This is a genomic window from Xanthobacter pseudotagetidis (assembly GCF_043194795.2).
Lineage (GTDB): Bacteria > Pseudomonadota > Alphaproteobacteria > Rhizobiales > Xanthobacteraceae > Xanthobacter > Xanthobacter tagetidis_A.
Genome location: NZ_CM195534.1, coordinates 4,578,064 through 4,593,001 on the forward strand (window position 1 = coordinate 4,578,064; position 14,938 = coordinate 4,593,001).

The 14,938-nt window shown below is 72.7% G+C and carries 11 protein-coding genes; 5 read left to right on the forward strand and 6 right to left on the reverse strand.

The genetic code is table 11. From position 1 onward, the window contains the following. The first annotated feature begins 138 nt into the window (after positions 1-138). Positions 139-1,095, forward strand: coding sequence for a pirin family protein (locus V5F67_RS20910; RefSeq protein ID WP_394017942.1), 957 nt, complete (start codon positions 139-141; stop codon positions 1,093-1,095). 61 nt (positions 1,096-1,156) lie between these two features. Here the strand turns inward: V5F67_RS20910 and V5F67_RS20915 are convergent, their stop codons facing one another. The 3 genes from V5F67_RS20915 to treS all read right to left on the reverse strand — a co-directional run bounded on the left by V5F67_RS20915 (position 1,157) and on the right by treS (position 8,405). After that, positions 1,157-1,438, reverse strand: a complete 282-nt coding sequence (locus V5F67_RS20915; RefSeq protein WP_394017943.1) for a hypothetical protein — start codon at positions 1,436-1,438, stop codon at positions 1,157-1,159. 146 nt (positions 1,439-1,584) lie between these two features. Continuing rightward, complete coding sequence (treY, locus tag V5F67_RS20920; protein WP_394017944.1) at positions 1,585-4,518, reverse strand: malto-oligosyltrehalose synthase; 2,934 nt, start codon at positions 4,516-4,518, stop codon at positions 1,585-1,587. Between the two features lie 581 nt (positions 4,519-5,099). Beyond that, positions 5,100-8,405 carry a maltose alpha-D-glucosyltransferase gene (gene treS / locus V5F67_RS20925; RefSeq protein WP_394017945.1) on the reverse strand — a complete coding sequence of 1,102 codons (3,306 nt, stop codon included), beginning with the start codon at positions 8,403-8,405 and terminating at the stop codon, positions 5,100-5,102. A gap of 255 nt (positions 8,406-8,660) precedes the next feature. Here treS and V5F67_RS20930 point away from each other — a divergent pair, with 255 nt between their 5' ends. From V5F67_RS20930 to V5F67_RS20945, 4 genes are all read left to right on the forward strand, one after another. After that, a complete protein-coding gene (locus V5F67_RS20930; RefSeq protein WP_394017946.1) occupies positions 8,661-10,241 on the forward strand; it encodes an alpha-amylase family glycosyl hydrolase in 1,581 nt (526 codons plus the stop codon). A gap of 207 nt (positions 10,242-10,448) precedes the next feature. After that, positions 10,449-10,808: a tRNA-binding protein gene (locus V5F67_RS20935; RefSeq protein WP_394017947.1), complete on the forward strand. Its 360-nt coding sequence runs from the start codon at positions 10,449-10,451 to the stop codon at positions 10,806-10,808. Positions 10,809-10,958: 150 nt separating this feature from the next. Further along, a complete protein-coding gene (locus V5F67_RS20940; RefSeq protein WP_394017948.1) occupies positions 10,959-11,522 on the forward strand; it encodes a TetR/AcrR family transcriptional regulator in 564 nt (187 codons plus the stop codon). After that, positions 11,519-12,163, forward strand: coding sequence for a pyridoxamine 5'-phosphate oxidase family protein (locus V5F67_RS20945; RefSeq protein ID WP_394017949.1), 645 nt, complete (start codon positions 11,519-11,521; stop codon positions 12,161-12,163). Before V5F67_RS20940 ends, V5F67_RS20945 begins: the two co-directional genes overlap by 4 nt. Positions 12,164-12,170: 7 nt before the next feature. On the opposite strand, the gene V5F67_RS20950 is transcribed toward V5F67_RS20945, so the two are convergent. From V5F67_RS20950 to V5F67_RS20960, 3 genes are all read right to left on the reverse strand, one after another. Further along, entirely contained in the window at positions 12,171-13,559 is a 1,389-nt protein-coding gene (locus tag V5F67_RS20950) for an ATP-binding protein (protein ID WP_394017950.1), read from the reverse strand. Continuing rightward, entirely contained in the window at positions 13,556-14,278 is a 723-nt protein-coding gene (locus V5F67_RS20955) for a response regulator (protein ID WP_394017951.1), read from the reverse strand. The genes V5F67_RS20950 and V5F67_RS20955 overlap by 4 nt, the downstream gene beginning before the upstream one ends. A 67-nt stretch (positions 14,279-14,345) precedes the next feature. Continuing rightward, positions 14,346-14,888: a MarR family winged helix-turn-helix transcriptional regulator gene (locus V5F67_RS20960; RefSeq protein ID WP_394017952.1), complete on the reverse strand. Its 543-nt coding sequence runs from the start codon at positions 14,886-14,888 to the stop codon at positions 14,346-14,348. Between the last annotated feature and the right edge of the window lie 50 nt (positions 14,889-14,938).

The following is a 14,938-nucleotide window of genomic DNA, read 5'->3' on the forward strand; positions in this document are numbered from 1 at the left end:
TGGCAAGGCTGCCGCCATCGCCGTTCGCGCAGGAGCCTTGCGCCTGGACGATGACTTCATGTTGATGGGGGCGCATGCCGCGCCCGCCGTCCGGACGCGGTAGGCTCTGCCCGCGGCGCGTCCGCGAGGAGGTTTGCCTTGAGCTTCGTTCCCTGCCCCGACCCCGTGCCCGGAGACGCGGCGAGCTGCGCCGCCGTGGAGACCGTGATCATCCCCCGCGCCCGCGACATCGGCGGCATGGAGGTGGCGCGCGTGCTGCCGTCCGTCGAGGGGCAGATGATCGGACCCTTCATCTTCTTCGACCGCATGGGGCCGGTGCGCTTCGACGCCCGCCAGGCGGAGGACGTGCGCCCGCATCCCCATATCGGGCTCTCGACCGTGACCTACCTGTTCGAGGGCTCCATGATCCATCGCGACAGCCTCGGCACCGAGCGGGTGATCGAGCCGGGCGCGGTGAACCTCATGACCGCCGGGCGCGGCATCGTCCATTCCGAGCGCCACGACGCCACGGTGAAGGCGCGCGGGGGGCCGCTGTTCGGCATCCAGAGCTGGGTCGCGCTGCCGAGGGACGACGAGGAATGCGCCCCCGGCTTCCACCATTCCGGCACCGAGGCGCTGCCGGTGGTGGAGGATGGCGGCCTGCGCGCCCGCGTGGTGCTGGGCTCGGCCTTCGGCGCCACCTCGCCGGTACCCCTCGCCTCGCCCTCCTTCTATGTGGAGGCGCAGATGGCGCCCGGCGCGCGGCTGCCCATCGACCCCACGCACGAGGACCGCGCGCTCTTCACCTTGGGCGGCGCGGTGGAGGTGGACGGAACCCGCTTTCCGGCGGGCCAGATGCTGGTGATCCGGCGCGGCGTCGCCACCTCCGTCAAGGCGCTGGAGCCGGCGCGGGTGATGGTGCTCGGCGGCGAGCCCATGGAGGGGCCGCGCTACATCTGGTGGAACTTCGTCTCGTCCGACCTCGACCGCATCGACCAGGCCAAGGACGCCTGGCGGCGCGGCCGGTTCGACCTCATCCCCATGGACCACGACGAGTTCATCCCCGCGCCCGAGGACGGCCCCGGCCGCCCGCGCGCCCAGAAGCCGCGGCCGTGAGCGGGGCGTCCGGGCCCGGGCCGGGTGAGGCTCAGGTCTTGAGCATTCAGGTCTTGGGCGTTCAGGTCTTGGGCGTCTCGCCGCCATAGGGCTGGGTGACGGCGGGCGCGTCGCTGGCGGGGAAGGTCTCCTCCAGCGCCTCATCGAGCTGCCGGTCGCGGCGCCCGGCCTCCGCGCGCGCGGCGGCATCCTCCTCGGCGTCGGCGGCCTTCTCGGCCGACGCGTCGCGGACGGGCGAGGGCGGGTCGCTCGCCGGGAAGCTCTGCTCCAGCGCCAGGTCGAGCTCCCGGTCGATCTGCGCCTTCTCGGCGCGGGCCTTCTCGGTGGAGGGGGAACGGGTCACGGCTGGTCTCCGGTCATGGCGGCGCGGGCTGAAATGGCGCAAGCCGGGGCGGCGCGGATTGGGCCGCCCGCGCCCCGCCATGCGCGCCCGATGCGCGGGCACACTCTCGGAAATGAACGCGGCCGCGCCGCGCCCGGTTCCAACCCTTAGGCAAGCGGCGTCAGCACCGCCGCCGGGAAGGCCGCGAACAGGTCGCCGAACTCCAGCCGCCCCATGTTCGCTTCGGCGCGGCGGCCGGTGATGGCGTCGCGGAACGCGTCGCCAAGCCCCTCTGGCAGCACGAAGCCGGTATCGCCCCAGCGCACCGTCGGCACGCGCGGCGGCATCGGATCGGGCCCGACCAGATGCGCGGCAAGGCGCGTCACCGCCACGATCGCCACCTTGCCCTGGTGGCGGCGCAGGAAGGCGAAGCCGCTTCCCTCCCGCATGCCCTCGATGTGGAGCGGCTCGTAGCTGCCCTTGGCGAACAGGGCCGGCTCGGCGGCGCGCAGGCGCAGCAGCCGGGCGATGAGCGCCTGCTTGGCGCGTCCGTCCGGCCACGTGCCGAGCAGAACCTCGGCGGCCAGGCCCGAGCCGAGGGCGGAGGTGCGGGCGGGAAAGTCCACCGCGCGCAGATTGTCCGGGTCGTCCAGCGCGAAGTCCCAGAATTCCGTGCCCTGGTGGAAGTCGGGAATGCCCGGCAGGGTGCATTTCAGCACCGCCTGGGTATAGCCGTTGATGACGCTGGCGAGCGAGATCCGCTCCACGAAGTCCGCCAGCAGCCGGCGCAGGGGAGCCGCCTCGGCGGCGTCGAAGAGGGCGTCGAGGAAGCGCGCGCAGCCGGCCTCGTAGGCCTCGTCGCCGAACAGCGGCCGGGTGCCGCGCCGCGCGCGCCGCACCGCATCGGGGAACCAGCGCGCCGCCCGCGCCTTGAGATCGGCGAGGGCCGGGGCGTCGTCGAGCCGCAGGGTCAGCGGCCATGCGGCGACGAGCCCCTGATAGAGCAGCGCCTCGTCCGCCGGCAGCGGGCACGGGCCCGCCTCGGTGCGGGTGCGCAGGGCCTCGGCCGCTTCCATCAGCTGGCGCAGCAGCGTCTCCCACTCGCCCGGCACCTCGGAGAGCACGGCGAGGCGCATGCGCGCATCCTCGCCGCGCTTGTGCCCGGTGCCGGCGGTGACGACGGGCGCCGCCGGCCAGGCCTCCCCGAGCGCGCCGACGCGCGCGTGGACGGCGGCGGCGCGCAGGCCGATCAGCGCCGGGTCGGCGCCGCGCTCGACCCGCGAGAGCAGGCGGGCATAGCGCTCGCCCAGCATCCCCTCATCGACCGCGCGGTCGAGGCTCGCGGTGAGCTGCTGGAAGCGGGCGATGGCATGGGCGCGGGCGCCGCTCTGGGCGAAGTCCGGCACCGCGCGCGGCGCCTCGCCGCCGAGCCAGCGCTCCACCAGGTCCACCACCGGCAGATCGACGGGGGAGATGGTTCGCCGCGCACCGGCGAAGGCGGCGGCGTAGAGGGCGGCGTCCTCGGCGGTGCGGCCGTCCATGTCGCCGAACGCGCGCCGGGCGGGAAAGGCGACCGCCAGCTCGTGGGCGATGCGCTTCAGGGCCGCGAAGGTGACGTCGCGCCCCTCGGGCGCGCCGCGCGCCACGTCGTGGAGCGCGCGCGCGGCGGCCTGCAGCTCGGCGCTGAAGGTCTCCTCCAGAAGGGTGCGGCGGCAATGGTCGCGCACCGCCTCGAACGGCTGCCGGTCGCCGGACAGGCTGCCCCAGAGCTCGCTGAGCGCGGGGGCCGCCAGCGCGTCGTGCATCGCCAGCGAGATCGCCTCCGCCATGGCGTCCTCGCCGGGGGCGGTCTCGGGCGCGGGCGCCGAAGCGCCGGCCGGGCGCCGGTCGGCGAGCAGCTCCGGCGGCAGGCCGACGCAGCCCACGGGCGGCAGCGCCTCCTGCGGGCGGCGCGCGGAGAGGTCGCGCAGCTTCAGCGTGAGGCGCCGGGCATAGGCGGCGGGGTCGGCCATGAGGTCGAGACCGACCGCGCGGAAGCCGTCCAGCAGCCCGTCGGCATAGAGCTGGAAGGCATAAGCGTGCACCGCCTCGAACACGTCCGTCCGCTCGAGCCTCAGGCCGATGAGGCCGGGCGTCTCCACGAAGCGGCGGAAGTTGAGGTCGTCGTTCGCGGTGCGCCACCAGGCGAGGCGATAGTTCTGCTTCTCCAGCAGCCGGTCGAGGCGGGCACGCCCGTCCGCGGCGCGCCCGTCGAAGCCGGACAGGACGCCGCGCATGGCGCGCACGCCCTCCTCGGTCTCCGCGAGGGCGAGGAGGCGGTACTTGGCGGACCGCAGCTCCTCCCGGTCCGGCCGCACCCCGGAGAGCGAGCGGAACAGGTCACGCATGCCGGCGAATGCCGGCGTGTCGGCCTGCTCCAGGATCGTCGCCCAGTCCGTGGGGCAGATGGGGAAGACGTGCTCCTGGTGGCGCGCCACGAAGCCGGCGAGGCCTGCGTCATAAACGAGGCTCAGGCTGCCGTCGCAGATCGCCTCCCAGTAGGGACGGTCCAGGAACGGCGCCAGCACCTTGTTGCGCAGGTCGATGTCGCCGGCGCGCCAGTCCACGTCGAACCACGACGCGAAGGCGCTGTCGCGCCCCCATTCCAGGAGGTCGAGCCAGGCCTCGTTGTCGGCGCCGCCGATGCCCATGTGGCCCGGGGCGAGGTCCATCAGCAGGCCGACCTGCGCCCGGCGCAGGGCGCCCGCGAGGCGCTCCAGGGAGCGGGCGCCGCCGAGGTCCGGATCGATGGCGGAAAAATCCACCACGTTCGCGCCCTGCCACCGGCCCGGCCGCGCGCGCAGCAGGGGGGAGGCGCAGACATGGCTGATGCCGATATCGGCGAGATAGCCCGCGAGCGGGATCGCCGCCTCGAGCGGGAAGCCCTTGTGGAAGCGCAGCCGGTAGAGCGCGCGCGGCACGCTGGCGAGCCCGTCGCGCCACAGCAGCGGCGTGGGAAACACGGCGGTGCCGAGGCCCGCGAGGGTCGGCGCGCCCAGCGGCAGCGGCCCCTCGGCATCCTCGGTCCCCGCAAAGGGGTCTATCTTGAAGAGCTGGCTCATGGGCGGCAGCCGCGCCGGACGACGGCACGCGTCGCCGCCTGCGCCGGTCCTCCCGCCCCGCATCCGAGCGTCACCGCTCCAGCGGCGGGAGCCCTCTCCACGCGATAACATCCAGCCTCTTCGGCATACCTGACGCCCACTCTCGCCTATCCCGTCCTTGTCGCGCCCCCCGACGCGGCCGTTGTTCATCTTGGAAACGATCGCTCTGCCGCACGCGGGGCAGATGACATCCCGATGTTATCCTAGTCGCGATTGCCCGGACCGAGAACTGGATTCTGACAACCCTTCCATGCGTAGAAAGGAAGAGCAGGATACCGGACACTTTGCTATGGAGCGCTGATTCGGAGGTACTATCGCATTGCCGCCGCTCTACTGAGGAAGCTCTCGACGTGGCGCGCGACCAGGCTGCGCCATCCATGCGCGCAAAGGCGAATACCCACAGCTGCGCAACCGCCCGCCTTGCCCAGGCCAGCCCGCGCGATGGATGCGGACGTTCCCCGCCCCCGCCGGGACGGCGCGGCAAGCGAGGCCGGGCGCCGCCAGGACGCTCCGTTTCGGCGCATCCGCCCGCCCCCTGCCCCCTACGAGGGCTCGGGCGCCGCCTCCGCGTCCGCCTCCTCGCTGCGTCCGTCGGCGAGGCGCGATGCGATCTCCAGGATGCGCCGTCCCAGCGCGGCCGCCGCCGGAGCGGAGGCGGCCGCGCCGTGCTCCAGGGCGTCCAGCAGAGCGCCGAGCAGCAGCAGGTCGAGCAGCGGGCGGTCGAGCCGGCGGCCGGGCGCGGCCTCCAGATAGCCGGCGATACCGGCCCGCTCGGCGCGGGCGCGGAACTGGTCGAGCAGCTCGCGCCGCGTCGCCCGGTCGAGGCCCGCCATTCCCTCCCCCTCGCCGGACACGGCGGCGGCTGCCAGCTCCAGGGAGGCAAGGAGGGCCGCCACGTCCTGCCAGGGGCTGTCGGCCGGCAGGGCGCCGGGCGGCGCCGCCGCGACGATGTCGGAGCGCGCGCCCTGGAAGCCCACCAGAACCGCCTCGCCCGCCGCCACCAGGACCCGGTCGAGGCCGAAGCGGCCATGGATCGGGAACACCGGCGATCCCAGGGCCGCGGCGCCCCGCTCGGCGATGCGGCCCGCCACCTCCGGACGGCGCGCGATGGCGGCCGCCCCTTCCGGCGTCCGCGCCAGCAGCTCGCCGGCGCGATCCGCCGCCCGCATGGCGCGCAGCGCCCAGGCCTCCGCCTCCGTCTCGCCCGCCGCCGCCACCGGACCGCCCGAAGCGGCCGGATCGAGCAGGACATGGGCCTCGGCGAGCCGCCGGCCGATGCCGCGCAGGAAGGGGACGAGACCCGAAACCTCCTCGTCGAAGCGCCGGCGCCCCGCCTCGCCCGCGCCCGCCGCCTCGTCGAGCGCCCGGCGCAGCTGGTTGGCGACGAACGCGAAGCCGTTGCCCTGGTGGCGCACCCGGCGGGAGATCAGCAGCACCGGCGTCGCGGTGCCGTCCGGGCGGCACCTCAGCACGGTTCCCAGCAGAGGGGGCATATGGGGATAGCCGGCCTCCGTGAGACGGCGCGCCATCTCCGCCTGGGTGCCGCGCGCCGGATCGGCGCGGCGGAACAGGCGCACCGCCACGTCCCCGGCGGCGGCGAGGGTTCCGCTCGGCTCCTCGATCTCCACGATCTCGGAGGGCTCGTCCTGGTCCGGCGCGGCCGCGCCGAGGCCCGGCGTCGCCGAGAACACCAGCGCGCTGCCGTCCGGCAGCGCGAGGCTTCCGCTCTCGCGCACCGCGCGGACGACGCCGTGGGCGAAGCGCTCCAGCGCCACCCCGTCGGTGAGGTAGCCGACACGCCGGCCATGGCGCACCCGCGCCAGCGCCAGCTGCGGCACCAGCGCCGGCGGCGCCTCGTCCTCCCACACCACGGCGAGCGGCAGCAGGAAGCGTTCCGTGCGCCCGTCGCGCCGGGCCTCGATCTCGGTCAGCGCCACCGGGCGCCGGGCGCTCGGAAGCACCGCCACCCAGGCGATCCGCGCCTGCGGCAGCGCCGCGCCGCGCGCGGCGCCCGCCGGCGTGTCCTGGAGCGGGAACCAGGAGCGGCGCGCCAGATAGGGCGGCAGGCACTCCACCTCCAGCGTGGCGCGGTGCCGGTCGGAGAGCGCGTCCATGAGGCCGCCGCGCACCACGAGGGTGGCGAACTCGGGCAGCTGCTCGCTCGCCCCGGCGCGCCAGTCGGGCTCCGCCGCCTCGGCGGAGAGGGCGAAGGCATAGAAGCCGTAGGGCGGCAGGGTCAGCACATAGGGCGCGCGGCCGATGGGCGGCAAAGGCGTGCCGCCCATGAGGTCCACCGGGACCCGGCGCTCGAACTCGGACAGGTCCAGCTCCACCGCCTGGAGCGTGCGCGAGAGGTTGGCGACGCACAGGATGCGCTCGTCGCCGTAGGCGCGCACGAAGGCGAGGATGCGCCGGTTGGCGGGGTAGAGCGCATGGAACGTGCCGCGCCCGAAGGCGCGGTGCTGCTTGCGCACCGCCAGCACCCGCCGCATCCAGTTGAGCAGCGAGGAGGGGTCGCGCTGCTGGGCTTCCACATTGCGCGCGGAAAAGCCGTAGAGCGGGTCCTGGATCACCGGCAGCACCAGCTTTTCCGGGTCCGCCTTGGAGAAGCCGCCGTTGCGGTCGGGCGACCACTGCATGGGGGTGCGCACCCCGTCCCGGTCGCCCAGGTGGATATTGTCGCCCATGCCGATCTCGTCGCCGTAATAGATCACCGGCGTTCCGGGCATGGTGAGCAGCAGCGCGTTCATCAGCTCGATGCGGCGCCGGTCGCGCTCCATCAGCGGCGCGAGGCGGCGGCGGATGCCGAGATTGATGCGCGCCCGCCGCTCCGCCGCATAGACGTTCCACAGATAGTCGCGCTCGGCGTCGGTGACGGTCTCCAGCGTCAGCTCGTCGTGGTTGCGCAAGAAGATGGCCCACTGACAGGTGGGCGGAATCTCCGGCGTCTGGCGCAGGATGTCGGTGATCGGGAAGCGGTCCTCCTTGGCGATCGCCATGTACATGCGCGGCATCAGCGGGAAGTGGAACGCCATGTGGCACTCGTCCGCGTCGGCGCCGAAATACTGCTGCGTGTCCTCGGGCCACAGGTTCGCCTCGGCGAGCAGCATGCGGCCCTGATAGTGGGCGTCGAGATGGGCGCGGATCTTGTGGAGGACGGCGTGGGTCTCCGGCAGGTTGGCGCAGTCCGTCCCCTCGCGCTCCACGAGGTAGGGCACCGCGTCGAGCCGCAGTCCGTCGACGCCGAGGTCGAGCCAGAAGCGCATGATGGACAGAACGCGCTCCAGCACCTGCGGATTGTCGAAGTTGAGGTCCGGCTGGTGGGCGTAGAAGCGGTGCCAGTAATACTGGCCGGCCACCGCGTCATAGGTCCAGTTGGAGGGCTCCACGTCGCAGAAGACGATGGGAACGCCGGGATAGCCGGCGTCGTTGTCGGCCCAGACGTAGAGGTCGCGCTCGGGGCTGCCCTTGGGCGCGCGCCGCGCCGCCTGGAACCAGGGATGCTGATCGCTCGTGTGGTTGATGACCAGCTCGGTGATGACGCGAAGCCCCCGCGCATGGGCTTCGGCGATGAAGCGGCGCGCCTCGTCCATGGTGCCGTAGTCCGGCGAGACGCCCTCGTAGAGCGAGATGTCGTAGCCGTCGTCGCGCCGCGGCGAGGGGTAGAAGGGCAGCAGCCAGACCGCGGTGGCGCCGAGCGCGGCGATATAATCGAGGCGCGAGATCAGCCCCTTGAAATCGCCGATGCCGTCGTCGTTGGCATCGAAGAACGACTTCACGTGCAGCTGGTAGATGATCGCGTCCTTGTACCAGAGCGGGTCGTCGCCGGCGGTGACGGGATCAGCCATGATCGCGCCCCCTTCCGCTGAAGCTGGCCGGGGCGCGCTGCTCCTCGCGGGAAGGGATGGGCGCTGAGCGGAGAGGCGGGCGGAGGAACGGGGCTGGCAAGATCGGGCAGCTCCTGGCGGGACGGGGCGGGAACGGATGACGCGGCCGGCGCGCCGGGCGCCGGCTACTGCCGAGCCAACGCTCGCGCGGCGGCAAGGTTCCCGCCTGCGCGAGCGCGAACCCATGATGGGACGAAAAGAGTCCGGGAGAGGCCCATGTGGTGGCGGGACGGCGTCATTTACCAGATCTATCCGCGCTCGTTCCAGGACACGGACGGCGACGGCGTCGGCGACCTTTCCGGCATCGCCCGGCGCCTGCCCTATCTCGCCGAGCTCGGCGTCGCGGCGATCTGGATCTCGCCCTTCTATCCCTCGCCCATGGCCGACTTCGGCTACGACGTCGCCGACCATACGGACGTGGACCCGCTGTTCGGCACGCTCGCCGACTTCGACGCGCTGGCCGCGGCGGCGCATTCCCTCGGGCTGAAGGTGATCCTCGACTTCGTGCCGAACCACACGTCGGACCGGCACCCCTGGTTCCGCGAGGCGCTCGGCTCCCCCACAAGCGCCAGGCGCGACTGGTACATCTTCCGCGATCCGGCGCCGGACGGCGGGCCGCCCAACAACTGGCTCTCCGAGTTCGGCGGCAGCGCCTGGACGCGCGATGCGGCGAGCGGGCAATATTACTACCACGCCTTCCTGCCCGAGCAGCCGGACCTCAACTGGCGCAACCCGGCGGTGGCGGCGGCGATGCACGAGGTGATGCGCTTCTGGTTCGCGCGCGGGGTGGACGGGCTGCGCATCGACGCGCTGTGGCACGTGATGAAGGACGAGGGCTTTCGCGACAACCCGCCGGACCCCGATTTTCGGGAGGGAATGAACCCCTATCGCCGGCTGCGCGCGCTCCACACCGCCGACACGCCGGAAGTCCACAGCGTGATCGCCGGCATGCGGGAGGTGGCTGACGCGTTTCCCGAGCGCCTGCTGATCGGCGAGGCCTACCTGCCGTTCGACCGCCTCGCCGCCTATCACGGCAAGCACGGCGGCGGGGTGCACCTGCCGTTCAACTTCGCGCTGATCGAGGCGCCGTGGACGGCCCGCGCCCTCGACGACCTGATCGCGCGCTACGAGGCGAGCCTGCCCGAGGGCGCCTGGCCCAACTGGGTGCTCTCCAACCACGACCGCCCGCGCGTCGCCGGCCGCGTCGGACCCAACCAGGCACGGGTGGCGGCCATGCTGCTCCTGACCCTGCGCGGCACGCCGACGCTTTATTACGGCGACGAGATCGGCATGGCGCAGGTGGAGATTCCGCCCGGTCGGGTGATGGACCCATGGGAAAAGCGCGTGCCCGGCCTCGGCCTGGGACGCGACGGCGCGCGCACGCCCATGCAGTGGGACGGCGGCCCGTTCGCCGGCTTCTCGACGGTGGAGCCCTGGCTGCCGCTGGCGGCGGACTTCACCGAGGTGAACGTCCAAGTGGAGAAAGCGAGCCCGTTCTCCATGCTCACCCTTACCCGCGCCCTGCTGGCGCTGCGCCGGTCGCGGCCGGCGCTGGCGCGCGGGAGCTATCGCAGCCTCGGCGCGGAGGGCGACCTGCTCGCTTATGTCCGCGAGGCCGAGGGCGAGCACCTGCTGGTGGCGCTCAATCTCGGCGGCGACCAGCTCTTGCTCGCCCTTCCGGACGGCGGGCCGAAGGGCGAAGTGCTGCTCTCCACCTTCTGCGACCGGGAGGGGGAGAGGGCGGACGGCGCCCTGGCGCTGCGTCCGAACGAGGGGGTCATCCTGGCGCTGGAGTGAGCGGGCGGGCGGGACGTCCGGCGGCTTCCCCCTCACCCTGCCCTCTCCCCGCCGGGGAGAGGGGTCTCCGCGCCCGAGATGGGCTCCCTCTCCCCGGCGGGGAGAGGGGTGGGGTGAGGGGTTCGGGAGCGCGACGGAAGAAGGGCCGCCCCTTGACCCGGCTGCCGCGGGACGCCTTATTCGCGGCCTTCAATCCGGGAGGCGAGGATGGCGGACGAGGACACAGCGGGCGGGACCATCTCCTTCGACGACTTCCTGAAGGTGGACATCCGCGTCGGCACCATCGTCGCCGCCGAGCCGTTTCCGCAGGCGCGCAAGCCGGCCTTCAAGCTCACCATCGACTTCGGCCCCGAGATCGGCACCAGGCGCTCCTCGGCGCAGATCACCGTGCACTACACGCCCGAGCAGCTCGTGGGCCGGCAGGTGGCGGCGGTGGTGAACTTCCCGCCGCGCCAGATCGGCCCATTCATGTCGCAGGTGCTCACCCTCGGCTTTCCGGATGCGGACGGCGCCGTGGTGCTGATCTCGCCCTCCGTGAAGGTGCCGGACGGCGGCCGCCTGTTCTGAGCCGCGACGGCGTCCGGTTCGGGGCGCGGCGCCGCGCGATCCTGCATCGCGCGCATGGGACCCCTGCCGCCGGCGCCGCCGCGCCCGCTTGCAGGGCGGCGGGATTGGTGGCAGATAGTTCCAGAACGAACGTTCGGAAAAGATGGGACGATGGCACGGCCCCAGACCACGGATGACGCCGCGCTGCTGGCGCGGCTGGCGGAGGTGTTCCGGCAGACCGGCTTCTCCGGCGCCTCGCTGGAGCGGCTGGCGCAGGAGGCCGGCCTCAAGAAGGCGAGCCTCTATCACCGCTTTCCGGGCGGCAAGCAGCAGATGGCCGAGCAGGTGCTCGATGCCTCCGGGCGCGGGTTTCAGGCCCAGGTGCTCGCCCCCCTCGAGGGACCGGGCGCCCCGCGCGCGCGGCTCGACGCGGCGCTGGCGGGCCTCGAGCGCTTCTATGCCGGCGGCGGCCGGTCCTGCCTCTTGAACATGCTGGCGCCACGCGGGCTGGAGGACGGCCCGTTCGCGGACCGCCTCAAGGGGGCGCTGGAGCGCACCGTCGGCGCCTTCGCCGCGCTCGCGGCCGAGGCCGGCCACCCGCCCGGGATCGCCCGCCGCCGCGCCATGCGCGCCGTGATGATGATCCACGGCAGCCTGGTCGTCTCCCGCGCCCTCGGCTCCCCGGAGCCCTTCCGCCTGATGCTGGCCGACCTGCCCGAGGAGCTTCTGCGATGACAGCACGCTTCCTGGAAACCGTCTTCACGCCCGCCGTGCGCGCCGCGCAGGCGGCCAATGGCAGCCGCGAGGCCCTCGCGGGGCGGCTCGGCGCCGACGGACCGGACCGCCTGGGCGAGCCGGAGGCCGCCTTCATCGCCGCGCGCGACAGCTTCTATCTCGCGAGCGTCACCGAGACCGGCTGGCCCTACATGCAGCATCGCGGCGGCCCGCCGGGCTTCGTGAGGATCATCGATCCGGCCACCATCGGCTTCGCCGACTTCCGCGGCAACCGGCAGTATGTGAGCCTCGGCAACGCCAGCGCCGACGGTCGCGTCGCGCTGTTCTTCATGGACTATGCGCGCCGCGCCCGCCTGAAGCTGCTCGGGCGGATGCGCGCGGTGGAGGCCGGCGCGGACCCGGACTTCGTCGCCTTGCTGAGCGATGCCGCCTACAAGGCGCGCGTGGAGCGGGTCTTCGTCATCTCGGTCGAGGCGTTCGACTGGAACTGCCCGCAGCACATCACGCCGCGCTACACGGCCGCCGATCTCGCCCCGTCGGTCCACGCCATGCGCGCCCGCATCGCCGAGCTGGAGGCCGCGCTGGCCGAGCGCGACCGGGCGACGGCGGGCGACGGGGCCGCCACCCCGCCGGCGGGGTGAGGCGCGATCAGACCGGCAGCCGCAGCGTCGCCCTGAGCCCGCCGAGCGGGCTGTCGGACAAGGTCACGTCGCCGCCATGGGCGCGGGCGATGTCGCGGGCGATGGACAGGCCGAGGCCGGTGCCGGACGCGTCCTGGTTGCGCGCGTCGTCGAGGCGCAGAAAGGGGCGGAACACCTCCTCGCGCATCTCCTCCGGAATGCCCGGCCCGTCGTCGTCGACGCCGACCAGGAGCCAGCGCGCGTCGCGCGTGCCGGTGATCTCCAGCGTCTTGGCGTAGCGCACGGCGTTGCCGACGAGATTGCCGATGCAGCGCTTGAGCTGCTCGGCCTTCACCTCCACCAGCGGCGGCCCCATGAAGCTCGCCCGCGCCGTCGCGCCGTCGCGCTCGGCATTGAGGCGCAGGTCCTCGATCAGCTGGCTCATGTCGGTGAGCTGCGTCTGCTCGCCGGGATCGCCGCGGGCGAAGGCGAGGTAGGCCTCCAGCATGCCCTGGAGCTCGTCCACGTCCTTCCTGAGCGCGTCCACCTCCGGGCCCTCGGGCAGGAAGGCGAGCTCCAGCTTGAAGCGCGTGAGGATGGTGCGCATGTCGTGGGAGACGCCCGCGAGCATGGTGGTGCGCTGCTCGATCTGGCGCTCGATGCGCCGCTTCATCTCCAGGAAGGCGATCGCCGCCCGGCGCACCTCGCGCGCGCCCCAGGGGCGGAAGTTCTCCACGTCCCGCCCCTTGCCGAACGCCTCGGCCGCGTCGGCGAGGTTCTCGATCGGCCGGATCTGGTTGCGCAGGAACAGGATGGCGACGGTGAGCAGCACCAGCGAGGTGCCGACCATCCACAACAGGAAGATGTGCGAGTTGGAGGCGTAGGCGGCGCTCCGCGGGGCGAAGATGCGCAGCACCGCGTCGTCCATCTGGATGCGCACGTCGATCAGGTCCGAGCGGCCCACGGTGTCGATCCAGAACGGCTGGCTGACGCGCTTGCCGATCTCGCGCGAGAGCGCGCTGTCGAGGATCGAGAAGAACGGCTTCGGCCCCTGCGGCGGCAGCGGGTCGGGCGGCAGCACCTCGACGTTCAGCAGCAGGTTGCGCCAGGCGATGCGGCGCAGGACGGCGTGGTCCCGGTCCGGCGGCAGCACCTTGTAGAGCGCCACCACCGCCGAGATGTCCTGGCTCACCGAGGCCGAGAGCCGGCGCGTGACGGTGTTGTAGTGGCGCTCCATGAACACGAACGCGACCACCGACTGGAGGATCACCATGGGGGTGACGATGATGAGCAGCGAGCGCGGATAGAGCCCCTTCGGCATCACCCGGTTGAGCCACGCGGAAAACTTCGCGTTGGCCTCCGTGAGCCGGGCGCCGAGGCTCTTGAGGGCCCCGAGGCCCATGTCGGTGGTGCTCAAGGGGTCACCACCAGGCGATAGCCGATGCCGCGCACGGTCTGCAGGTGGGCGGGATTGGCGGGATCGCGCTCGATCTTGCGGCGGAGGCGGTTCACCTGCACGTCCACGGCGCGCTCGGAGATGGCGCCGCCGCCCGCCAGCGCCAGGCGCGGCACCGTTTCGCCGGGCTCGGTGGCGAGCGTGCGCAGCATGTCGCGCTCGCGCTCGGTGATGCGCACCACCTCGCCCGCGCGGGTCAGCTCGCCGCGGTCGAGATGGAAGGTGAAGTCGCCGAACTTCACGCTCTCGATGGCCTTCTGCGGCGGCGGGGCGGCACGCTTCAGGATCGAGCCGATGCGCAGCAGCAGCTCGCGCGGCTCGAACGGCTTGCCGAGATAATCGTCGACGCCGGCCTCCAGGCCGTTGATGCGGTCCTGGATCTCCGATCGGGCGGTGAGCATCAGGATCGGCACGCTGGAGGTGGCGCGCAGCGAGCGGGCGAGGTCAACGCCGCTCTCGCCCGGCATCATCACGTCGAGCACCAGGAGGTCGAAGGCGAGCCCGTCGAGCCGCCCGCGCGCCTCGGCGGCGGAAGCGGCGGTGGTGACCCGGTAGCCGTTCTCGCTCAGGAAGCGCATGAGCAGGGTGCGGATGCGGCTGTCGTCGTCCACCACCAGGAGATGGGGCGCATCGTCCGGCAGGCGCGCCTGGGCGGAGAGGACGGTGCTGGTCTCGGACATGCAGATGCTCCCGGCGCCCGCGCCGCGCGCGGGGTGTCGTCTGGTCTATGCGCGCGGACGGCCGGCCTCAGGCGCGCCGCGCCCGGTCGGCGCGCTGGATCAGCCGCTCCACGGCGGCGCGATCATCGGGGTTGATCATGGCGAGAAGGAAGCGGTAGGCCCCCTCGCGCCCGTTCGGCCCACAGGCATCGAGCGCGCGCGCGATGCGCCGGCTCTGGATCTCGGTGAACTGGCGCGCCAGCGTCTCCCCCTTGGGGGTCGGGAACAGCAGCCGCTGGCGCCGGTCCGAGGCGCCGGCGCGGCTCTCCACGAAGCCCTCGTCCACCAGCTCCCTGAGCACCCGGCCGAGGCTCTGCTTGGTGATCCGCAGGATGTCCAGCAGGTCGGTGACGCGCATGCCGGGGTGCCGGTTCACGAAATGGACAACGCGATGGTGGGCGCGGCCGAAGCCGATGGGCGCCAGAATCTCGTCGGGGTCGCCCACGAAATCCCTGTAGGCGAAGAAGAAAAGCTCGATCAGATCCACCAGCGGCGCCTCGTCGCCGCGCTCGGCCGGGGCGGCGCGCTCGGCTTGGGCGGGATGGGCGGCGAGAATGTTTATGTCAGCCATGTTGACTTTTTTCGGTGTGATCGTTACGCAGGAACTCGGTTTCGCGAAAT